Annotated in this window: 19 protein-coding genes; 13 read left to right on the top strand and 6 right to left on the bottom strand. The window is 60.5% G+C overall.

Going from position 1 to position 20,240, the window contains the following annotated elements:
• The first annotated feature begins 19 nt into the window (after window positions 1-19).
• Window positions 20-460 (top strand): DUF4399 domain-containing protein, encoded by a 441-nt coding sequence (locus tag KZH41_RS29595; RefSeq protein WP_094949217.1) that lies wholly within the window; start codon window positions 20-22, stop codon window positions 458-460.
• A gap of 67 nt (window positions 461-527) precedes the next feature.
• Here the strand turns inward: KZH41_RS29595 and serA are convergent, their stop codons facing one another.
• Window positions 528-1,757 (bottom strand): phosphoglycerate dehydrogenase, encoded by a 1,230-nt coding sequence (gene serA, locus KZH41_RS29590; RefSeq protein ID WP_010167810.1) that lies wholly within the window; start codon window positions 1,755-1,757, stop codon window positions 528-530.
• 225 nt (window positions 1,758-1,982) lie between these two features.
• Between serA and KZH41_RS29585 the strand changes: the two genes are divergently transcribed.
• The 4 genes from KZH41_RS29585 (at window position 1,983) to KZH41_RS29570 (ending at window position 6,259) form a co-directional block, all read left to right on the top strand.
• A complete protein-coding gene (locus KZH41_RS29585; RefSeq protein ID WP_094949216.1) occupies window positions 1,983-3,377 on the top strand; it encodes an FAD-binding oxidoreductase in 1,395 nt (464 codons plus the stop codon).
• 22 nt (window positions 3,378-3,399) lie between these two features.
• Window positions 3,400-4,065, top strand: coding sequence for a fumarylacetoacetate hydrolase family protein (locus KZH41_RS29580; RefSeq protein ID WP_094949215.1), 666 nt, complete (start codon window positions 3,400-3,402; stop codon window positions 4,063-4,065).
• 241 nt (window positions 4,066-4,306) lie between these two features.
• Complete coding sequence (locus tag KZH41_RS29575; protein ID WP_094949213.1) at window positions 4,307-5,230, top strand: SdiA-regulated domain-containing protein; 924 nt, start codon at window positions 4,307-4,309, stop codon at window positions 5,228-5,230.
• Between the two features lie 120 nt (window positions 5,231-5,350).
• Window positions 5,351-6,259 carry an SdiA-regulated domain-containing protein gene (locus KZH41_RS29570; RefSeq protein ID WP_094949212.1) on the top strand — a complete coding sequence of 303 codons (909 nt, stop codon included), beginning with the start codon at window positions 5,351-5,353 and terminating at the stop codon, window positions 6,257-6,259.
• Here the strand turns inward: KZH41_RS29570 and KZH41_RS29565 are convergent, their stop codons facing one another.
• Together KZH41_RS29565 and rpiA are read right to left on the bottom strand one after the other, a co-directional pair.
• A complete protein-coding gene (locus KZH41_RS29565; protein ID WP_263274158.1) occupies window positions 6,260-8,206 on the bottom strand; it encodes an autotransporter domain-containing protein in 1,947 nt (648 codons plus the stop codon). It abuts the gene before it with no gap.
• A gap of 377 nt (window positions 8,207-8,583) precedes the next feature.
• On the bottom strand, window positions 8,584-9,255 hold the full coding sequence (rpiA, locus tag KZH41_RS29560; RefSeq protein ID WP_094949210.1) for a ribose-5-phosphate isomerase RpiA: 672 nt from the start codon (window positions 9,253-9,255) through the stop codon (window positions 8,584-8,586).
• A 137-nt stretch (window positions 9,256-9,392) separates the two neighbouring features.
• Here rpiA and ilvA point away from each other — a divergent pair, with 137 nt between their 5' ends.
• The 4 genes from ilvA to KZH41_RS29540 are packed head-to-tail and all read left to right on the top strand — an operon-like array spanning window position 9,393 to window position 13,100.
• The gene (gene ilvA / locus KZH41_RS29555) at window positions 9,393-10,907 is read left to right on the top strand and encodes a threonine ammonia-lyase, biosynthetic (protein WP_094949209.1); all 1,515 of its coding nucleotides are present in this window, start codon (window positions 9,393-9,395) and stop codon (window positions 10,905-10,907) included.
• A gap of 40 nt (window positions 10,908-10,947) precedes the next feature.
• Entirely contained in the window at window positions 10,948-11,361 is a 414-nt protein-coding gene (locus KZH41_RS29550) for a DUF2269 family protein (RefSeq protein WP_094949208.1), read from the top strand.
• Window positions 11,362-11,370: 9 nt separating this feature from the next.
• A complete protein-coding gene (locus KZH41_RS29545) occupies window positions 11,371-12,636 on the top strand; it encodes an SDR family oxidoreductase (RefSeq protein ID WP_094949207.1) in 1,266 nt (421 codons plus the stop codon).
• Window positions 12,633-13,100, top strand: coding sequence for a DUF2269 family protein (locus tag KZH41_RS29540; protein ID WP_094949206.1), 468 nt, complete (start codon window positions 12,633-12,635; stop codon window positions 13,098-13,100). Before KZH41_RS29545 ends, KZH41_RS29540 begins: the two co-directional genes overlap by 4 nt.
• A 101-nt stretch (window positions 13,101-13,201) precedes the next feature.
• On the opposite strand, the gene KZH41_RS29535 is transcribed toward KZH41_RS29540, so the two are convergent.
• Window positions 13,202-13,858 (bottom strand): HAD family hydrolase, encoded by a 657-nt coding sequence (locus tag KZH41_RS29535; RefSeq protein WP_094949205.1) that lies wholly within the window; start codon window positions 13,856-13,858, stop codon window positions 13,202-13,204.
• 143 nt (window positions 13,859-14,001) lie between these two features.
• Between KZH41_RS29535 and KZH41_RS29530 the strand changes: the two genes are divergently transcribed.
• On the top strand, window positions 14,002-14,481 hold the full coding sequence (locus KZH41_RS29530; protein ID WP_003176750.1) for an RNA pyrophosphohydrolase: 480 nt from the start codon (window positions 14,002-14,004) through the stop codon (window positions 14,479-14,481).
• 22 nt (window positions 14,482-14,503) lie between these two features.
• Window positions 14,504-16,783, top strand: coding sequence for a phosphoenolpyruvate--protein phosphotransferase (ptsP, locus tag KZH41_RS29525; RefSeq protein WP_094949204.1), 2,280 nt, complete (start codon window positions 14,504-14,506; stop codon window positions 16,781-16,783).
• 99 nt (window positions 16,784-16,882) lie between these two features.
• Here the strand turns inward: ptsP and KZH41_RS29520 are convergent, their stop codons facing one another.
• On the bottom strand, window positions 16,883-17,629 hold the full coding sequence (locus KZH41_RS29520) for an NRDE family protein (protein WP_094949203.1): 747 nt from the start codon (window positions 17,627-17,629) through the stop codon (window positions 16,883-16,885).
• Between the two features lie 232 nt (window positions 17,630-17,861).
• Between KZH41_RS29520 and lgt the strand changes: the two genes are divergently transcribed.
• Both lgt and KZH41_RS29510 read left to right on the top strand, forming a co-directional pair.
• Entirely contained in the window at window positions 17,862-18,674 is an 813-nt protein-coding gene (gene lgt / locus KZH41_RS29515) for a prolipoprotein diacylglyceryl transferase (protein WP_094949202.1), read from the top strand.
• Window positions 18,675-18,728: 54 nt separating this feature from the next.
• Window positions 18,729-19,562, top strand: coding sequence for a thymidylate synthase (locus KZH41_RS29510; RefSeq protein WP_094949201.1), 834 nt, complete (start codon window positions 18,729-18,731; stop codon window positions 19,560-19,562).
• Between the two features lie 147 nt (window positions 19,563-19,709).
• Here KZH41_RS29510 and cadR read toward each other — a convergent pair whose 3' ends face one another.
• Window positions 19,710-20,159 (bottom strand): Cd(II)/Pb(II)-responsive transcriptional regulator, encoded by a 450-nt coding sequence (gene cadR / locus KZH41_RS29505; protein WP_094949200.1) that lies wholly within the window; start codon window positions 20,157-20,159, stop codon window positions 19,710-19,712.
• Between the last annotated feature and the right edge of the window lie 81 nt (window positions 20,160-20,240).

Genomic DNA, 20,240 nt, shown 5'->3' with positions numbered 1-20,240 from the left:
AGAAAAACTGGAGAAGCGAATGAAAGCCTTTTTGTCCCGTGCCACCCTGGCCAGCCTGTTGCTGGGTGCTTCGATGCTGGCTACTGCGGCTGACGGTATTCCGCGCAGTGCGCCACCTGAAGGTGCCAAAGTGTTTATCGTGTCGCCAAAAGACGGCGCCACCGTCGATAAAACCTTCACCGTCAAATTCGGCATGGAAGGCCTGCAGCTGGCCCCGGCGACCAGCCAGGACCCAGGCACCGGCCACCACCACCTGCTGATTGACCAGAAAGAGCTGCCGGACGCCAGCGTGCCGATCCCGGCCACCGACACCGTGATCCACTACGGCAAGGCCCAGACCGAAACCCAGCTGACCCTCACCCCAGGCAAGCACACACTGCAACTGGTAGCTGGCGACAAACTGCACATGCAGTTCAACCCTACTGTAGCCTCGAAGGTGATCACGGTTAACGTTAAGTAAGATTTGTTCAGACAAAAAAATGGGAGACCCCTGCGGGCCTCCCATTTTTTATGCAGCGTTTAAAGCCTTAGAACAATACGCGGCTACGAATCGTGCCGTTGATGTGCTGCAGCTTCTCTTGCGCCAGGTCCGAGTACTCGGCGTCGACGTCGATCACCACGTAGCCGACCTTCTCGTTGGTCTGCAGGAACTGACCGGAGATGTTGATGCCGTTTTCCGCGAAGACCTTGTTGATCTCCATCATCACGCCAGGGATGTTCTGGTGGATGTGCAGCAGGCGGTGCTTGCCAGGGTGAGCCGGCAGCGCCACTTCCGGGAAGTTGACGGAAGACACCGACGTACCGTTGTCGCTGTACTTGACCAGTTTTTCCGACACTTCCAGGCCGATGTTGGCTTGGGCTTCAGCGGTGGAACCGCCGATGTGTGGAGTCAGGATCACGTTGTCCAGGCCACGCAGCGGGCTTTCGAAGATGTCGTCGTTGGAGCGTGGCTCCACCGGGAACACGTCGATCGCGGCGCCGATCAGGTGCTTGTCCTTGATCGCGTCGGCCAGGGCGTCCAGCTCAACCACGGTGCCACGTGCAGCGTTGATCAGGATGCCGCCTTTCTTGATGGCGCGGATTTCCTTCTCGCCGATCATCCACTGGGTCTCAGCGGTTTCCGGAACGTGCAGGGTGACGATGTCGGACATGCCCAGCAGCTCGGTCAGGCTCGACACCTGAGTGGCGTTACCCAATGGCAGCTTGGTCAGGGTGTCGTAGAAGAACACCTGCATGCCTAAGCCTTCGGCCAGCACCGACAGTTGAGTGCCGATCGAGCCGTAACCGACGATACCCAGCTTCTTGCCGCGGATTTCGAAAGAGTTGGCCGCGCTTTTGATCCAGCCGCCACGGTGGCAGGAAGCGTTTTTCTCTGGGATACCGCGCAACAGCAGGATGGCCTCGGCCAGCACCAGTTCAGCAACGGAACGGGTGTTGGAGTACGGTGCGTTGAACACCGCGATACCGCGCTCACGTGCAGCGTTAAGGTCGACCTGGTTGGTGCCGATGCAGAAACAGCCGACAGCCACGAGTTTCTTGGCGTGGTCGAAGATCTCTTCGGTCAGCTGAGTGCGGGAGCGAATGCCGATAAAGTGCGCGTCGGCGATCTTTTCCTTTAACTGGGCTTCCGGCAGAGAACTGGTGATGTACTCAATGCTGGAGTACCCAGCGGCTTTCAGTACGTCGACAGCCGATGGGTGGACGCCTTCCAGAAGAAGGAACTTGATCTTGCTCTTATCGAGAGAAGTCTTGCTCATCTGCGTAAACCTGTATCCCGGAGAAAAATGGCAGGGAATCGAGCAGTTAGTGCCTTGAATCAGTGCACAAGAGCTGACCCGGACGGCAGGAAAGCCGTCACCGCAGAACGCCCTTGGGCTCTGTCCTGCGGGGGCGGTATGCTAGCATACGCGCCCCGCTAAACACCTATTCCTGCGACGTGAAGCGTTCTCAGGATGACCATGAATTGTTCGAGAGTTCTGTCGATGACCCATCCTGCCCTGATTGATGAGCTGAAGACCCTGGTTGAGCCTGGCAAAGTGCTGACCGATGCAGACTCCCTGGAGGCTTACGGCAAGGATTGGACCAAGCACTTCGCGCCCGCGCCTAGCGCCATCGTGTTCCCCAAGACCACCGAACAGGTGCAAGCCATCGTGCGTTGGGCCAATGAACACAAGGTGGCACTGGTGCCGTCGGGTGGCCGCACCGGTCTGTCGGCTGCTGCTGTGGCGGCGAATGGCGAAGTGGTCGTGTCGTTCGACTACATGAACCAGATTCTCGGCGTGAACCTCACCGACCGCACCGCCGTGTGCCAGCCGGGCGTGGTCACCAAGCAATTGCAGAACGTCGCCGAAGAGAAAGGCCTGTACTACCCGGTGGACTTCGCTTCGTCGGGTTCGAGCCAGATTGGCGGCAATATCGGTACCAATGCCGGCGGGATCAAGGTGATTCGCTACGGCATGACCCGCAATTGGGTGGCCGGCATGAAAGTGGTCACCGGCAAAGGTGATGTGCTGGAACTGAACCGCGACCTGATCAAGAACGCCACCGGCTACGACATGCGCCAGCTGTTTATCGGCGCCGAAGGCACCCTGGGTTTCGTGGTGGAAGCCACCATGCGCCTGGACCGTGCGCCGAAAAACCTCACCGCCATGGTGCTCGGCACCACTGATTTCGACTCGATCATGCCGGTGCTGCATGCGTTCCAGAGCAAGCTGGACCTGACCGCCTTCGAATTCTTCTCCGACAAAGCCCTGGCCAAAGTCATGGGCCGTGGCGACGTACCCGCGCCGTTCGAAACCGACTGCCCGTTCTACGCGCTGCTGGAGTTCGAGGCCACCACCGAAGAAGTTGCCAACCACGCCCTGGAAACCTTCGAGCACTGCGTCGAGCAGGGCTGGGTGCTGGACGGCGTGATGAGCCAAAGCGAAACCCAGCTGCACAACCTGTGGAAACTGCGCGAGTACATCTCCGAGACCATTTCCCACTGGACCCCATACAAGAACGATATTTCGGTCACTGTCTCCAAAGTGCCGGCGTTCTTGAAGGAAATCGACGCGATCGTCGGCGAACACTACCCGGACTTCGAAATTGTCTGGTTCGGCCACATCGGCGACGGCAACCTGCACCTGAACATCCTCAAGCCGGAAAACCTGAGCAAGGACGAGTTCTTCGCCAAATGCGCCACCGTCAACAAGTGGGTGTTCGAAACCGTTCAGAAGTACAACGGCTCGATCTCCGCCGAGCACGGCGTAGGCATGACCAAACGCGATTACCTGACCTACAGCCGCTCACCGGTTGAAATCGAATACATGAAGGCAGTGAAGGCGGTGTTCGACCCTAACGGCATCATGAACCCTGGCAAGATCTTCGCTGTTTAATCGCCCCTGAAGGAGTCGTTCCATGAGCTACCAGCACAAGTATGTCGACGGCACCAACATCCACTTTCCCCTGGGTAAAGTGGTGTGCATCGGGCGTAACTACGCCGAACATGCCAAGGAACTGGACAACCCGGTGCCGACCGAGCCGCTGCTGTTCATCAAACCGGGCAGCTGCGTGGTCGCACTGGAAGGCGGCTTCACCATCCCTACCGAGCGCGGTTCGGTGCATTACGAAGCGGAAATCGCGGTGTTGATCGGCAAGCCCTTGTCGACCAAACCCAGCCGTGAAGAAGTGCTGGACGCCATCTCCGGCTTCGCCCCGGCCCTGGACCTGACCCTGCGCGACAAGCAGGCCGAGCTGAAAGCCAAAGGCCTGCCGTGGGAAATCGCCAAGTCGTTCGACGGCGCCGCTGTGATTGCCCCGTTTGTGGTGAGTAGCACCTTTGCGGACGTGACCGACATCGGCATCCGCCTGACCATCAACGGCCAAGTGCGCCAGGACGGCAACAGCGCGCAGATGCTCAACCCGATCATCCCGATGATCCAGCACATGGCCGGCTGCTTCTCGCTGCAGGCCGGCGACGTGATCCTCACCGGCACCCCGGCGGGTGTGGGGCCGTTGAATGTGGGGGATGAGTTGGTGCTGGAGTTGGCGGGCGTGAGCCGCTTCGAAAGCAGCGTTCGCTAAAGGCTGGATGCAGTTCAAATGTGGGAGCTGGCTTGCCTGCGATGCGGACACCTCGGTGTATCAGTGATACTGAGGTGATGCTATCGCAGGCAAGCCAGCTCCCACATTCGATTGAGTACATCCTCAGAATCCCAGGCTTTTGCATTTTTTTCACACACCATCCGGATAATTCCAGCCTCCTGCGCGCAGGCCTGTTGATCCTGTGCTATCACCTAACGCTGACTTTCCGGAAAAGCGCTCAATGGCCGTGACCTTGCCCACCGCTGCACCCAAGCCCCGTTCACGTTTTGCCCTGCGCTGGTATTCCTGGCTGTTCCTCGCCGGGGCGATTGTGTATGGCGTTGCCTGGCTCATGCACTGGGACGATCGTGGTGCGCTGTGGGTGGCGGAGCGCTTTGAGACGCCGGCCGAACAACAAGCCAGTGTGTGGCTGCCGGACTATCACGCGGTCATCGACGGCAAGTTGCTGCCCGGCATGGAGAAGGACGAGGCTTCGGACCTGGCCTACAACCCGCAGACCAAAACCCTGTTTTCTGTGATGGGCAAAAACCCGTTCCTGGTTGAGTTGAGCCTGCAAGGCGACGTGCTGCGCAAAATGCCGCTCAATGGCTGGAATAACCCGGAAGGCCTGACGGTGATGGAGAATGGCTTGATGGCCATTGTCGATGAGCGCATGCACACGCTCACCGTGGTGACAGTCGATGCCGGCACTCAACAACTGAACATCGCTGACTTCAAGACCTACGACCTCGGCCCGTCCAAGGACCAGAACAAAGCGTTTGAAGGCATCGCCTGGGACAAGCGCAACCAGCAAATCGTACTCGGCGAAGAGCGCCCACCTGCGCTGTTTACCTGGAAAAGCGATGGCGCCACGCTGACAGGCGACAAGCAAAAAGTCGCCAGCACCGAGTTGGACATGCGCAACCTTTCGGCCCTGGATGTCGACCCGCGCACCGGGCACTTGCTGGTGCTGTCGGCCGACTCCCACCTGTTGCTGGAGCTGGATGCAAAGGGCGAGCAAGTGAGCTTCATGACCCTGCTCGGTGGCTTCAACGGCCTCAAGCACACCATCCCGCGTGCGGAAGGCGTGACCATGGATGAGAGCGGCACGTTGTACATGGTCAGTGAGCCGAACCTGTTTTATCGCTTCGAGAAACAGAAATAACTGACGATTACGTCGGATACAGCGCTAGGAGCGTCATTCGCCAGGCAGTCGGCTGCGTTTAAGTTTAAATTCAGACAGGCGTGATATTCATTCGCCACTTTTTGACGTTGAGCTTGCCTGATGCGCCGACTTACCCGCCCCAAACCCGCGTTTTTTTTGGTGTTGCTGATCGCCTTGGTCACCGGCGCGGTGGTCGCACAGCAATTTCGCTTGTTCGAACGCGCGTGGTTCAACTGGCAGGCGTGGGGCCAGCCCGCCAATGAGCGCTCCATCGGCCTGGCCGATTACCGTGTCAGCCTGGAAGCCAAAGTGATCGAAGGCCTCGACGATGACGTCTCGGCACTCACTTACGACCCGGTGCGAAAAAGCCTGTTTACCGTCACCAACAAAAACGCCGAGCTGGTCGAGCTGTCCCTGGACGGCAAGATCTTGCGGCGCATTGCGCTGGTGGGCTTTGGCGATGCCGAGGCGGTGGAGTTCATCAGCGACAACATCTACGTCATCAGCGATGAAGCCCAGCAGCGGCTGATCAAGGTGCATGTGAATGACGACACCCAGTTCCTTGATGCTGCCGACGCAGAGCAGATGACCTTGGGTGTGCACATCGGCGGTAACAAGGGTTTCGAGGGCCTGGCGTATGACTCGGTAGGTAAACGCCTGTTCGTGGCCAAGGAGCGCGACCCGATGCTGATCTACGAGGTCCACGGTTTCCCGCATTTCAAGCCGGAAAAAACCTACTCGGTGCACGTGATCAACAACCCTAAGCGTGATGCCGGGCTGTTTGTGCGCGACCTGTCGAGCTTGCAATACAACGAGCGCAGCGGGCATTTGCTGGCGCTGTCGGATGAGTCGTTTTTGGTGCTGGAGTTGGACATCGACGGTCGCCCGTTAAGCAGCCTTTCTCTGCTCAACGGGCGCCATGGTCTGCAAAAACGTGTGCCCCAGGCCGAAGGTATCGCCATGGACGATGACGGCAGCTTGTACCTGGTCAGCGAGCCTAACCTGTTTTACGTGTTCAAAAAGCCCTGATCAAAACATCCACTGCACACCCAGCGAATAGCCGGTCTGGCTGCCTTCGGCATGCCCAAGGCGGCTGTTCACCTCGGCGTAAACGCCCAACTGCGGGGTGATCGCCAGTTGGCTGCCGATTTGCGCGCGGCCAAAGCTTTTATCCACTGAACCCAGTTTGGCGGTGCGCGCCTGGCCGTCGGCGTGGGCGGTCAGGTCGAGGTCATCCAGGCGCCCATCTGCCAGCTCCTTGACCCAGGCGATATCGCCGTAAGGCAGCAGGCTCAAGCCATAGGGCAGGGCGACTGCGCCGCGCACGCGCCAACCGAGGCTGGCTTCCAGGGAATCGAAGGCTTGTTCTTCGTACTCAAGCGCGGTGCGCAGGTTCTGTTTCTCGTGGAATTTATCGATGCGGTAATGGCTGTAATCCAGGCCGGCAAACGGCCCGCTCTTGATCGCGCCGAAATCGAAATCATAGCCGCCAAGCACCCGCGCGCCCAAGGACAGGGCGTCAGTGTTGCCGCTCAGTCGCTGGTTGAGCAGGATCGGGCCGCCATTGGCCTGGATCAGCAGGTTGCGCTTGGCGTCGAAGCGCGTATGGCCGACGCTCAGGTCGCCGGCCAGCCAGCTTGGGCCGCCGCCATTGAGCAAGGCGTAGGCCGCAGCCTGCCAGGTGTCGCTGTCCAGTTTGCCGCGGTGCTCAAGTTTGTCGCGACCATTGAGGTAGCTCAGGCTGGCGCCGATGTTCAGGTTGGAGGTGAGTTGGTAATCGCCCAGCGCATGCACGCCCAGGCGCCGCGCCTCGGGGTTGAGTGGGCTGTCGAAGCCGCTGTCCGGGTTGTATTCGCCGTCCACACCGATTTCGCCATCGAAGCTTCCCACCTCGCGGCTGGCCGCTTGCAAGGTTAGCCAACGGCGATCATGCAGGCGCACCATGGCTTGGTGCTGGCGCTGCAGGTTGTCCTGCATATTGCGCGCAACGGCGCCGCCGGAGGCGGTCGAGGCCATCAGGTCGGCGTTGGTCAGCTCCAGCACCAGGCGGCTGAGCAGGCGCGAATAGTCGCGCAGGCGCTGGTCGATACGCGCCTGGCCGAAGGCGTCGGTGAGTACGGCTTTGTTGTCCTCGGCCGGGTCGTGCCAGGTGGAGCCGCCGGGGATTTTCGGGTTGTTGGTCTGGGTGTATCCGTCCAGGTCGCCCAGCTCCCAGTTGGTGGCTTCTATGTACAGAATCGGAATTTTCAGCGGTTCGAACGGTTCGCCATCGCTGCAGCAACCGGTGCCCTTGGGGTATTGCGGGTCCAGGCCCGGGTTGGTGAACAGCGGGATGTTCAGCTCCTTGGCGATCTGCAAGGCGTGTTCGCGCAATGAGGCCAGCGCGGGGTTGGCGGTGCTGTTCTGGCCGGCGTGGGCGTACATCATGTCGCCGGTGATCAGGCTGTCGAGGTTGATCATCGCCAGCATGTTCGCGCGCTGGCTGGCGCTGAGTGAGTCGACGAAGGCCTTGGAGCCGCGTAGGCCTTCTTCTTCGGCGCCGAAGCCGACGATTTGCAGGCCGTTTTCCAACTGCAAGCCGCCGAGGTTCTTCTCCACCTCGGTCAGCACGCTGGCGCCGGAGCCATTGTCGTCCAGGCCTTGCAGGGCCGGGCGGCCGAAGTAGGTATCGAAATGCGCGCCAATCACCACGTACTGCGGTTTGGTGCCGGCGGCGTAGGCCACCACGTTTTGCGAGGCGCGACTGCCGTTGTTCCAGGTGAAATTCTGGCGACTAAGGCTGTAGGCCGAACCCATCTGGCTTTGCATCCAATCCGCGGCGCCGGCGAAATTGGCGGTGCCGCGATACCGGCCGGGGTAGTCGTTGATCAGCTTTTCCAGGGTGGTGTTGGCATGTTGGCCGTAATCGTAGGCCTGGGTGTGTGTCGACAGCAGCGTGCCGACAACGCTGATCGCGAGGGCTAAGGGCTTTATCACAAGGTCGTCCTTGAGGTGATGGGGATGTTCAAGCCCAGACCCATTGCACAATGCGCGCCTCATTCCGTGGGCGACTGCGAAGTGGCGCATTGTTAAACGCGTGGGTCGCTTGGCTGTAATTTGTAACGGATTTGATACTGATTGAGGTGTGAGATGTCGTGACTTGGCGCACGATTTTGGAGGGTGATGCTGCGAAAAGTAGCGTTTTTGTTACATGGATCTTTCGGACAATGGAATCAAATGTGGGAACTGCGGTGCGACGATTCGACTTGCCTGCGATGCGAACGGCTCGGTGTGTCAGTTAAACCGAGGCGATGCTATCGCAGGCAAGTCGAATCGTCGCACCGCAGCTCCCACACAAAGCCAGGCGGTGAGCTTTAGGCCTTGAGGGTTTTCACGCCTTCAGAGGTGCCCAGCAGCAACACATCAGCCGGGCGCGCGGCGAACAAACCGTTAGTCACCACACCGACGATCGCATTGATCTGGGTTTCCAGCTCCACCGGGTTGGTGATCTGCAGGTTGAACACGTCGATGATGATGTTGCCGTTATCGGTCAACACGCCTTCGCGGTACACCGGGTCGCCGCCCAGTTTCACCAGCTCGCGGGCCACGTGGCTGCGGGCCATCGGGATCACTTCCACCGGCAGCGGGAACGCGCCGAGTACCGGCACCAGCTTGCTGGCGTCGGCGATGCAGATAAAGGTCTTGGCCACGGCCGCGACGATCTTCTCGCGGGTCAGGGCTGCGCCGCCGCCTTTGATCAGGTTCAGGTGCTCGTCGCTTTCATCGGCGCCGTCGACGTAGAACTCCAGGTCGCTCACGGTATTGAGCTCGTACACCGGAATGCCATGGCCCTTGAGGCGCGCGGCGGTGGCTTCGGAGCTGGCCACGGCGCCGTCAAACGCGCCCTTGTGCAGGGCCAGCGCATCGATAAAGCAGTTGGCGGTGGAGCCGGTGCCGACGCCGACGATGCTTTTGTCGTCGAGTTTAGGAAGGATTAAATCGACGGCGGCCTGGGCCACTGCCTGTTTGAGTTGATCCTGGGTCATGCGGGCTCCGGAACGGGCGGGGAATTATCGAGGGCGGCGAGTATAACCCAACAAAACCTCGGGATTCGTGTGGTCGCCCGGCTAAACGCTGGGTTAGACTCCTTGGCCCTGCCCAACCCGCCCAGTGATGCTTTCCGATGCTTGAACAGTACGTCAAAAAGATCCTCACCTCGCGCGTTTACGACGTTGCCGTAGAAACCCCCTTGCAGACCGCGCGCCAGCTCTCCGAGCGGCTGGGCAACAAGGTCTGGCTCAAGCGTGAAGACTTGCAGCCGGTGTTCTCGTTCAAGATTCGGGGCGCCTACAACAAGCTGACCCAACTGAGCGCTGAAGAACGCGCGCGCGGCGTGGTCACCGCGTCTGCCGGCAACCACGCCCAAGGCCTGGCCCTGGCGGCCAAGGTGTTGGGGGTCAAGGCCACTATCGTGATGCCCAAGACCACCCCGGAGATCAAGGTCGAAGGCGTGCGTTCGCGTGGCGGCAAAGTGGTGCTGCACGGTGATTCCTTCCCGGAAGCCCTGGCCTACTCGCTGAAACTGGTCGACGAAAAAGGCTACGTTTACATTCACCCCTATGATGATCCGCACACCATTGCCGGGCAGGGCACCGTGGCGATGGAAATTCTGCGCCAGCACCCGGGGCCGCTGGACGCGATTTTCGTACCAGTGGGCGGCGGCGGGCTGATTGCCGGTATTGCGGCGTACGTGAAATACCTGCGCCCGGAGATCAAGATCATCGGCGTCGAGCCGGACGACTCCAACTGCCTGCAAGCCGCCATGGCTGCCGGTGAGCGCGTGGTATTGCCGACCGTCGGTATCTTTGCCGACGGCGTGGCGGTGGCGCAGATCGGCCAGCACACGTTCGACATCTGCAAAGACTATGTGGACGAAGTGATCACCGTCAGCACCGATGAAATCTGCGCGGCGATCAAGGACATCTACGACGACACCCGCTCCATCACCGAGCCGGCGGGCGCATTGGGTGTGGCGGGGATCAAGAAGTATGTCGAGACCCGAGGCATCACCGGGCAAACCCTGGTGGCCATCGACTCCGGTGCCAACGTCAACTTCGACCGCCTGCGCCATGTGGCCGAGCGCGCCGAGCTGGGTGAAGGCCGCGAAGCTATCATCGCCGTGACCATCCCCGAGCAGCCGGGCAGCTTCAAGGCCTTCTGCGAGGCCGTGGGCAAGCGCCAGATCACCGAATTCAACTACCGCTACCACTCCGGCCGCGAGGCGCACATCTTCGTTGGCGTGCAGACTCACCCGGAAAACGACCCGCGCAGCGCGTTGATCGCCAGCCTCACCAGCCAGGGTTTCCCGGTGCTGGACCTGACCGAGAACGAACTGGCCAAGTTGCACATTCGTCATATGGTCGGTGGGCACGCGGCGAAAGTGAGCGACGAGCTGGTATTGCGTTTCGAATTCCCGGAACGCCCGGGCGCGCTGTTCAACTTTCTTAACAAATTGGGCGGGCGCTGGAACATCTCGATGTTCCACTATCGCAACCACGGCGCGGCCGACGGCCGTGTGGTCGCCGGCTTGCAAGTGCCGGCGGACGAGCGCCATTTGGTGCCGGCCGCATTGGCGCAAATCGGCTACCCGTACTGGGATGAAAGCGAAAACCCGGCCTACCAGCTGTTCCTCGGTTGAGCGACTACGCTGACTGAGCGGCCTATAAGGAATCAAGACCATGGAAACGCTGACCACCCTAAAAGTTATCCACATCACCGCCACTGTGTTGCTGTTGCTCTGTGGCCTGGGCCTGGCGGTACTGGCCTGGCGCAAGCGCAGTGCCGGCCCGGCGGTTACCGTGCAACGCCCGTGGGCATTTGTGTGGCTGCTGATGGGGGTTTGCATGGTCAGCATGCCATTCACCGGCTGGTGGCTGGCGCATTTGATCGGCTGGCCGCTGGGGCAAACCTGGATTCTGGGTTCCAGCATCCTCTACACCGTGGCGGCGCTGGCCTGGTTCTGGCTGGTGGCACGGCTTAACCGCCTGCGCCTGGGCGTCGGTGGCAGCCTGAATTTCACCCTGGCGCTGGCCGTGGTCAGCCTGGTGGGGTTTGTGGCGATTGCCGGGTTGATGGGCGCCAAGCCGGTCTAAAGGGGCTTCATGAACGTCCTTCTGGTCGGCGCCACAGGGTTTGTGGGCCGCCATCTGTTGCGCGCCTTGCAGCACGCCGGGCACTGCGTGATCGCGACCTCTCGAACGCCTCAACACCAGAGTTGGCCGGGGGTTGAGTGGCGTTCGCTGGACCTGGGCCGCCTGGCTGTCGACCCCGAGCACTTTGTCTTTCCTGAATCTGTTGATTTATTGATCAATGCGGCGGGCCTGCTCAGCGTGGATGTGGCTGAGTTGAGCCGGGTGCAGGATCAGGGCACTCGCGTGCTGTTTGATCTGGCCGCTCAGCGTGGCGTGCGGGTGTTGCAGATTTCCGCCTTGGGCGCTGCGGCGCAATCCGACCTGCCGTTCCTGGCCAGCAAAGGCTTGGCGGATGATTATCTGCTCAGTCTGGGCATAACCGCTGTGGTGCTTCGGCCTTCATTGGTGGTGGGCGCGGGCGGCACCAGCAGTGCGTGGCTGGCCGGGCTTTCGCCTTGGCCGCTGATTCCGCTGCTCGACCTCAAGGCCCAGGTGCAGCCCGTGCATATCGACGATCTGGTCGGTGCGGTAATGGCCCTGCTGCGCCAGTGGCCTGCTGAATCAATGGTGCTGCCGTTGGTGGGGCCCGAGCCGATGCGGCTGTCGCAGGTCGTTGACCACCTGCGCGCGGCTCAAGGCTGGGAGGCGGGCCGCTACGTGCAAGTGCCGCTGCTGAGGTTGGGCGGTTGGTTGGGTGATCGCCTGGGCTGGCAGGTTTTGAACCGACAAAGTATCGCCCTGGCGCAACAGGACAATGTGGCCGACCCCGAGGTGCTGGCCTCGGTCTGCGGCTATACCGCCGCGCCGCTGGCCTCGCGCCTGCAGGATTGGCCGAACGCGGCCATCAGCAGCCAGCGCACTGTCCGCCCTCTGATGCTGGCGGTGATGGTGCTGATCTGGCTGGGCACCGCAGCGGTCTGCCTTGGCCCGGGTTACGACTGGGGCCTGCGCATCATGGCCGAGGCGGGCGTGCAAGGCACTTGGGCGACACTCGCTGTTATCGGCGGTTCGGCCTGCGATGCCCTGCTGGGCCTGGGCTTGCTGGTGAAGCGCTGGCGCAGGCAGGCCCTGACCCTGCAACTGCTGCTGATGGCCGGTTACACCGTGTTTATCAGCTTTGTTCTGCCCCATTACTGGTTTGACCCTTATGCCGCCGTCGCCAAGAACCTGGTGCTGATGGTGGCGACTGTATGGCTTCTTTGGACTGAACCTTTTTTGAATGAGCCTCGTCGATGAGCGCGTACCTGCTGCTGAAAACCCTGCATATCCTTTCCTCGACCATTCTATTCGGGTTGGGCGCGGGCTCGGCTTACTATGCCTTGCGCGCCTGGCGCAGCGGCAACGTTGAAGTCATCGCCGTGACGTTCAAGCACCTGGTGTTCGCTGACTGGGCGTTTACCGCAACCACGGCGGTGTTCCAGCCCTTAAGCGGGGTTGGCTTGATGCACTTGGCGGGTTGGTCGATGCAGCAGAGCTGGCTGCAATGGACCGTCGGCCTGTATTGCCTGGCTGGGGTTTGCTGGTTGCCGGTGGTGTGGTTGCAGATTCGTGTGCACAAGATGGCGGAGCAGGCGTTGCGCGACGGCACGGCGATGCCGATCAAGGCGACGACCTATATGCGCTGGTGGTTTGGCCTGGGCTGGCCGGCGTTTTTGGCGTTTATGGTGATTTTCTATTTGATGGTGGCTAAGCCGATGTAGGGCTTGGGACTGAGTCGACTTCATCGCAGGCAAGCCAGCTCCCACACTTGAATGTATTCACGAATCTAGGTGTGGGAGCTGGCTTGCCTGCGATGGGGCCATCAGCTTCGCAGTGTTATCACCGGCCAGCCGCGCTTCTGGGCCTCAGCCCGCAAATTCGGATCCGGATCCACCGCCACCGGGTGGGTCACTTGCTCCAGCAGTGGCAAATCATTCATCGAGTCGCTATAGAAATAGCTGTCTTCCAGGCTGTGCCCGGTTTCTTCCAGCCAACGATTCAAGCGCGTCACCTTGCCTTCACGGAAGCACGGCACATCGGTGCTGCGCCCGGTGTAGCGGCCATTCTCCATCTCGCACTCGGTGGCGATCAGGGTATCGACGCCCAGGCGTGCAGCAATTGGCGCGGTGACGAAGCGGTTGGTGGCGGTGATGATCACCAGCTTGTCGCCGGCAGCGCGGTGCTTGGCCAGCAGTTCCACTGCCTGGGGCAGCATGATCGGCTCGATGCAGTCGCGCATGTAGTCGTTGTGCCATTCGTCCAACTGGGCCATCTCGGTGCGGCCGAGGATTTCCAGGCAGAAGTTCAGGTAAGCGGCGTTATCCAGCGTGCCGGCCAGGTAGTCCTGGTAAAACTCGTCGTTGCGGGCCTTGTAGGCCACCGCGTCGAGAATCCCGCGTTCGCAGAGGTAATCGCCCCAGGCGTGATCGCTGTCACCGCCCAGAAGCGTGTTGTCCAAGTCGAATAAAGCCAGGCGCATTGCAGTTACTCGCTGAAAAGTCTGTAAAAAGGCGTCCAGAATACGGTCTTTTCACAAGAGTGCACATAAGGTAAGAAGCCTCGTTGCCGCTGGAACAACCTTTGTGGAACAATGCGGCGACATGCGTTTGCGAGGTTGTTGCCGTGATCGACCCCGATGGTTTCCGTCCTAATGTCGGGATTATTCTTACGAATGATGCCGGACAGGTGCTATGGGCTCGCCGAATCAACCAAGATGCCTGGCAGTTTCCTCAAGGCGGAATCAACCCCGACGAAACCCCTGAAGACGCCTTGTACCGTGAGTTGAACGAAGAAGTCGGCCTTGAGCGTGAAGATGTGCAAATTCTGGCCTGTACGCGGGGCTGGTTGCGCTATCGTTTGCCGCAACGCCTGGTGCGTACCCACAGCCAACCGCTGTGCATCGGCCAGAAGCAGAAATGGTTTCTCCTGCGCCTGATCTCCAACGAGCAGCGGGTGCGGATGGATTTGACCGGTAAACCGGAGTTCGATGGCTGGCGTTGGGTCAGCTATTGGTACCCGCTGGGCCAGGTGGTGACATTCAAGCGCGAGGTTTATCGTCGCGCTCTCAAAGAACTTGCCCCGCGCCTTTTAGCGCGCGACTGACGACGGAGTTCGACCCCGAGCCATGCTCAATACGCTGCGCAAGATCGTCCAGGAAGTTAACTCCGCCAAGGATCTCAAGGCGGCGTTGGGGATTATTGTGTTGCGCGTCAAGGAAGCCATGGGCAGCCAGGTCTGCTCGGTTTACCTGCTGGACCCTGAGACCAACCGTTTTGTGCTGATGGCCACCGAGGGCCTGAACAAGCGCTCCATCGGCAAGGTCAGCATGGCGCCCAATGAAGGTCTGGTGGGCCTGGTGGGGACGCGTGAAGAACCCCTGAACCTTGAAAACGCGGCCGATCACCCGCGTTATCGCTACTTTGCCGAAACCGGTGAAGAGCGCTACGCCTCGTTCCTCGGCGCACCGATCATCCACCACCGCCGCGTTGTCGGCGTGTTGGTCATCCAGCAAAAAGAACGCCGCCAGTTCGATGAAGGTGAAGAAGCCTTCCTCGTGACCATGAGCGCGCAGCTTGCCGGGGTTATTGCTCACGCCGAGGCGACGGGTTCGATTCGCGGCCTGGGGCGCCAGGGCAAGGGCATCCAGGAAGCTAAGTTCGTCGGCGTGCCCGGTTCGCCGGGTGCTGCCGTTGGTACGGCGGTGGTCATGCTGCCACCGGCCGACCTCGATGTGGTGCCGGACAAGACCGTCAACGACATCGACGCTGAAATCAAACTGTTCAAGACTGCCCTGGAAGGCGTGCGCGCCGACATGCGCAACCTCTCGACCAAACTGGCCACGCAACTGCGCCCCGAAGAGCGCGCGCTGTTCGACGTGTACCAGATGATGCTCGACGACGCGTCCCTGGGTAATGAAGTCAAAACCGTGATTAAGACCGGCCAGTGGGCCCAGGGCGCGCTGCGCCAGGTGGTCACCGATCACGTCAACCGTTTCGAATTGATGGACGACGCCTACCTGCGCGAGCGTGCCTCGGACGTCCGTGACCTCGGTCGCCGTCTGTTGGCCTACCTGCAGGAAGACCGCACCACCAACCTGGTCTACCCCGACAACACCATCCTGATCAGTGAAGAGCTGACCGCCACCATGCTTGGCGAAGTGCCGGAAGGCAAACTGGTGGGCCTGGTCTCGGTATTGGGTTCGGGTAACTCCCACGTCGCGATCCTGGCCCGCGCCATGGGCATTCCGACGGTGATGGGCCTGGTCGACCTGCCGTACTCCAAGGTCGACGGCATCGACATGATCGTCGACGGCCATCGCGGTGAAGTCTTCACCAACCCCAGCGAGCTGCTGCGCAAGCAATACGCCGAGGTGGTGGAAGAAGAGAAGCAACTCGCGCTGGGCCTCGACTCGCTGCGCGAACTGCCGTGCGTGACCCTCGACGGCCACCGCGTACCGCTGCTGGTCAACACCGGCCTGCTGGCCGATGTGGCCCGCGCGCAACAGCGCGGCGCCGAAGGGGTAGGGCTGTACCGCACCGAAGTGCCGTTCATGATCAACCAACGGTTCCCGAGTGAGAAGGAGCAGCTGGCGATTTATCGCGAGCAACTGTCCGCCTTCCACCCCTTGCCGGTGACGATGCGCAGCCTGGACATCGGCGGCGATAAGTCACTGTCTTACTTCCCGATCAAGGAAGACAACCCCTTCCTTGGCTGGCGCGGCATTCGCGTGACCCTCGACCATCCTGAAATTTTCCTCGTACAAACCCGCGCCATGCTCAAGGCCAGCGAAGGCTTGAATAACCTGCGCATCCTGCTGCCGATGATCTCCGGCACCCATGAGCTGGAAGAAGCCCTGCACTTGATCCACCGCGCCTGGGGCGAAGTGCGCGACGAAGGCGCTGACGTGCCGATGCCGCCGATTGGCGTGATGATCGAAATCCCGGCAGCGGTGTACCAGGCTAAAGAGCTGGCGCGGCAGGTGGACTTCCTCTCGGTCGGCTCCAACGACCTGACCCAGTACCTGCTGGCCGTGGACCGCAACAACCCACGGGTGGCCGACCTCTACGACTACCTGCACCCGGCGGTGCTGCAAGCCCTGCAACACGTGGTGCGCGACGCCCATGCCGAAGGCAAGCCGGTGAGCATCTGCGGTGAAATGGCCGGCGACCCGGCGGCGGCGGTGCTGTTGATGGCGATGGGCTTTGACAGCCTGTCGATGAACGCCACCAACTTGCCGAAGGTGAAGTGGATGCTGCGTCAGGTGAATTTGAGCATGGCCAAGGAATTGCTGGCCGAGCTGATGACCATCGACAACCCGCAAGTTATCCACAGCTCGCTGCAATTGGCGCTGAAAAACCTGGGGCTGACGCGGATGATTAACCCGGCTTCGGCGAAAACCCTCTAGACCGAGGCGCGGCCATTGCAGGCAAGCCAGCTCCCACAGGGGAATGCATTCCAAACTGTGGGAGCTGGCTTGCCTGCAATGGCGCCAGTCCAGTCACCGCTAAATGTTGAGTTCGACTTCACCCAGCCGGCCACCCAACGGCCCGAAGCTGCGCTCCACCATCCGCCGTGTGCCGTCGGCATTCACAATCAACGCCGTACTCGCCCGCGTCCCGTAACTGGGGCTGGCAATAAACACACTCGACAACAAACTCTCTGTCGCCAGCCCAACGCCGGTGTCCGGCAAGTCGGCAAACGGCGCGGTCTGTGGGTCGCTCAAAATGTCCAGCAAAGCCTCCGGCTGCGGGTTTTCCAGCAAATCGCTCAACGCCGCCTTGGCCTTGAGCAGCTTCGGCCACGGCGTATCCAGCCCGGCGTTGGATAACCCATACACCCCAGCCTCGAGCCGCGTAGGGTCGGTTTGGTTGGCGTTGTAGTGCCACAGCTCATCTCGTGTGCCAATCAGCAGGTTAAAGCCGGCATATTCGATCGATCTTCCGTTAACGTCGGTTAAATAGTCGTCAATCGGTAGCGATCCACTGAGAAAGCGCGCCACCAACTCGCCACGGGACTTGCGTGCGGGCGGCTGGTGCGGGTCGCGGATATTGGTCAGGGCGGCAAAACGCCCGTCGGCGTTCACCCCAAGCCAGGTGCCGCCTGCTTCCTGGTCGCGGCCGGCGTAGATGTGCGGCGCATCCGGCCACTGGGCCAGCGGCAGGCTGGGGCGGGCGTAGAACTCATCACGGTTGGCCGCGACGATCAGCGGTTGGGCATGGCCCGGCCGCCAGGCGAAAACAATCAGGCACATCAGGCGATCCCTTTTGTGTTTTTCTTCACTCTACCCATACAACGGCAGGCGTTCCATCGTATCGAAGTTGGGCGGCACGCCTTCCATCCGTTAACATGCCGGGCTATTAGGCGCGTGTGGACTTCTTAGTTTAAAAGAGCAGCTTAATTTGAAATTGCGGCTGTAACGCAGGCTTAATCGCACACCGGCATGGTCCGGTGCGCCATGACTATTGATTTAACGAGGAGTCGCAATGCTGCCTTACCCGCAGATCAACCCGGTGGCCTTGGCCATCGGTCCGCTGCAAATCCATTGGTACGGGTTGATGTACCTGATCGGCATCGGCGGTGCCTGGCTGCTGGCTTCCCGGCGCCTGAACCGTTTCGACCCGACCTGGACCAAGGAGAAGCTCTCCGACATGGTGTTCTGGATGTCGATGGGCGTGATCGTCGGCGGGCGTCTGGGGTATGTATTGTTCTACGACCTGTCGGCCTATATCGCCAACCCGACACTGATCTTCGAGGTGTGGAAGGGCGGCATGGCATTCCACGGCGGGTTTGTCGGCGTGATGATCGCCGCCTGGTGGTTCGGCCGCCGCAACGGCAAGTCGTTCTTCCAACTGATGGACTTCGTCGCGCCGTTCGTGCCGATTGGCCTGGGTGCCGGGCGCATTGGTAACTTTATCAACGCCGAGTTGTGGGGCAAGCCGACCGACGTGCCGTGGGCGATGGTGTTCCCGCCGTTCAGCGACCCGGCGCAATTGCCGCGCCATCCGTCGCAGCTCTACCAGTTCGCCCTGGAAGGTGTGGCACTGTTCCTGATTCTGTACATCTTCTCGCGCAAGCCGCGCCCAACCATGGCGGTGTCGGGGATGTTCGCGCTGTTCTACGGGATCTTCCGTTTCATCGTCGAGTTTGTCCGTGTGCCGGATGCACAGCTGGGCTACCTGGCGTGGGGCTGGTTGACCATGGGTCAGATCCTCAGCATGCCGATGATTCTGGCGGGCCTGGGCCTGTTGTGGTGGGCTTACAACCGCCCGCAAGGCATCAAGAACACCGCGCTTTAAATTCGAATGCCGAGGCTTTTGCATAGCCTCGGCTTCAACGATACGGGTACTCACATGAAGCAATATCTCGAACTACTGAACGACGTCGTGACCAATGGATTGACCAAGGGCGATCGCACCGGCACCGGCACCAAGGCCGTGTTTGCCCGTCAGTATCGGCATAACTTGGCCGACGGCTTCCCGCTGCTGACCACCAAGAAGCTTCACTTCAAAAGCATCGCCAACGAACTGATCTGGATGTTGAGCGGCAACACCAACATCAAGTGGCTCAACGAAAATGGCGTAAAAATCTGGGACGAATGGGCCACCGAAGACGGTGACCTGGGGCCGGTGTACGGCGAGCAGTGGACCGCCTGGCCGACCAAAGATGGCGGCAAGATCAACCAGATCGACTACATGGTCGACACGTTGAAGAACAACCCCAACAGCCGTCGCATCCTGTTCCACGGTTGGAACGTCGAATACCTGCCGGACGAAACCAAGAGCCCGCAGGAAAACGCACGCAACGGCAAGCAAGCGCTGCCGCCGTGCCACCTGCTTTACCAGGCGTTCGTGCATGACGGCCATCTGTCGATGCAGTTGTATATCCGCAGCTCCGACGTATTCCTCGGCCTGCCGTACAACACCGCCGCGTTGGCGTTGCTGACCCACATGCTGGCCCAGCAATGCGACCTGATCCCGCACGAGATCATCGTCACCACCGGCGACACCCACGCCTACAGCAACCACATGGAACAGATCCAGACCCAGCTGGCGCGCACGCCGAAGAAGCTGCCGGAATTGGTGATCAAACGCAAACCTGCGTCGATCTACGACTACAAGTTTGAAGACTTCGAAATCGTCGGTTATGACGCTGACCCAAGCATCAAGGCTGACGTGGCTATTTAAAGATGGCCCCTGTCTAAATGTGAGAGCTGGCTTATGTGGGCGCTGGCTTGCCTGCGATAGCGGAGTGTCAGGCGACATCAATGTCGCAGATCCACCGCTATCGCAGGCAAGCCAGCTCCCACAATAGTATTCGGTTACCAAGCTGAATCAGTGCCCGTGGCTCCTGCCCACATGCGAAGGCTCAGCCTCGCTGGCCGCGACACTCCCGCTGACTTCCAACCGCTGCAAAATCCCGCACTGATCCAGGCCCGGCCCACCGCCGCAGCGTTGGCGAAGGTCCAGCAATTGCTCCTGTAACGCCAACAACCCATCGATCCGCGCTTTCACGTGGTGGATATGTTCGTCGATCAACGCATTCACGCTTTCGCACTGGTCCTGAGGGCTGTCGCGTAGCCCGAGCAGGCTGCGGATTTCCTCAAGCGTCATGTCGAGGCTGCGGCAGTTGCGGATAAAGATCAGCCGCTCGGTGTGCGCCTGGGTGTACACGCGGTAGTTGGCATCGGTGCGCGCCGGGGGCGGCAGCAGGCCTTCTTTCTCGTAATAACGGATGGTTTCCACCTGACAGTCGGTCAGTTTGGCCAATTCGCCGATCTTCATCGCAGCAATCTCCAAATGGGTGCTTGACCCTATAGTGGCTACAGGGTCTTTACTTGGCAACAGGCACCTTTACGGACGCGA

The organism is Pseudomonas sp. YeP6b (assembly GCF_025642995.1).
Classification (GTDB): domain Bacteria; phylum Pseudomonadota; class Gammaproteobacteria; order Pseudomonadales; family Pseudomonadaceae; genus Aquipseudomonas.
This window is presented reverse-complemented; position numbering and strand designations above follow the sequence as displayed.

Bases quoted from the DNA above. Each gene is read 5' to 3' on its own strand.
- KZH41_RS29595 (WP_094949217.1), top strand. From the start codon at position 20: ATGAAAGCCTTTTTGTCCCGTGCCACCCTGGCCAGCCTGTTGCTGGGT.
- serA (WP_010167810.1), bottom strand. From the start codon at position 1,757: ATGAGCAAGACTTCTCTCGATAAGAGCAAGATCAAGTTCCTTCTTCTG.
- KZH41_RS29585 (WP_094949216.1), top strand. From the start codon at position 1,983: ATGACCCATCCTGCCCTGATTGATGAGCTGAAGACCCTGGTTGAGCCT.
- KZH41_RS29580 (WP_094949215.1), top strand. From the start codon at position 3,400: ATGAGCTACCAGCACAAGTATGTCGACGGCACCAACATCCACTTTCCC.
- KZH41_RS29575 (WP_094949213.1), top strand. From the start codon at position 4,307: ATGGCCGTGACCTTGCCCACCGCTGCACCCAAGCCCCGTTCACGTTTT.
- KZH41_RS29570 (WP_094949212.1), top strand. From the start codon at position 5,351: ATGCGCCGACTTACCCGCCCCAAACCCGCGTTTTTTTTGGTGTTGCTG.
- rpiA (WP_094949210.1), bottom strand. From the start codon at position 9,255: ATGACCCAGGATCAACTCAAACAGGCAGTGGCCCAGGCCGCCGTCGAT.
- ilvA (WP_094949209.1), top strand. From the start codon at position 9,393: ATGCTTGAACAGTACGTCAAAAAGATCCTCACCTCGCGCGTTTACGAC.
- KZH41_RS29550 (WP_094949208.1), top strand. From the start codon at position 10,948: ATGGAAACGCTGACCACCCTAAAAGTTATCCACATCACCGCCACTGTG.
- KZH41_RS29545 (WP_094949207.1), top strand. From the start codon at position 11,371: ATGAACGTCCTTCTGGTCGGCGCCACAGGGTTTGTGGGCCGCCATCTG.
- KZH41_RS29540 (WP_094949206.1), top strand. From the start codon at position 12,633: ATGAGCGCGTACCTGCTGCTGAAAACCCTGCATATCCTTTCCTCGACC.
- KZH41_RS29535 (WP_094949205.1), bottom strand. From the start codon at position 13,858: ATGCGCCTGGCTTTATTCGACTTGGACAACACGCTTCTGGGCGGTGAC.
- ptsP (WP_094949204.1), top strand. From the start codon at position 14,504: ATGCTCAATACGCTGCGCAAGATCGTCCAGGAAGTTAACTCCGCCAAG.
- KZH41_RS29520 (WP_094949203.1), bottom strand. From the start codon at position 17,629: ATGTGCCTGATTGTTTTCGCCTGGCGGCCGGGCCATGCCCAACCGCTG.
- lgt (WP_094949202.1), top strand. From the start codon at position 17,862: ATGCTGCCTTACCCGCAGATCAACCCGGTGGCCTTGGCCATCGGTCCG.
- KZH41_RS29510 (WP_094949201.1), top strand. From the start codon at position 18,729: ATGAAGCAATATCTCGAACTACTGAACGACGTCGTGACCAATGGATTG.
- cadR (WP_094949200.1), bottom strand. From the start codon at position 20,159: ATGAAGATCGGCGAATTGGCCAAACTGACCGACTGTCAGGTGGAAACC.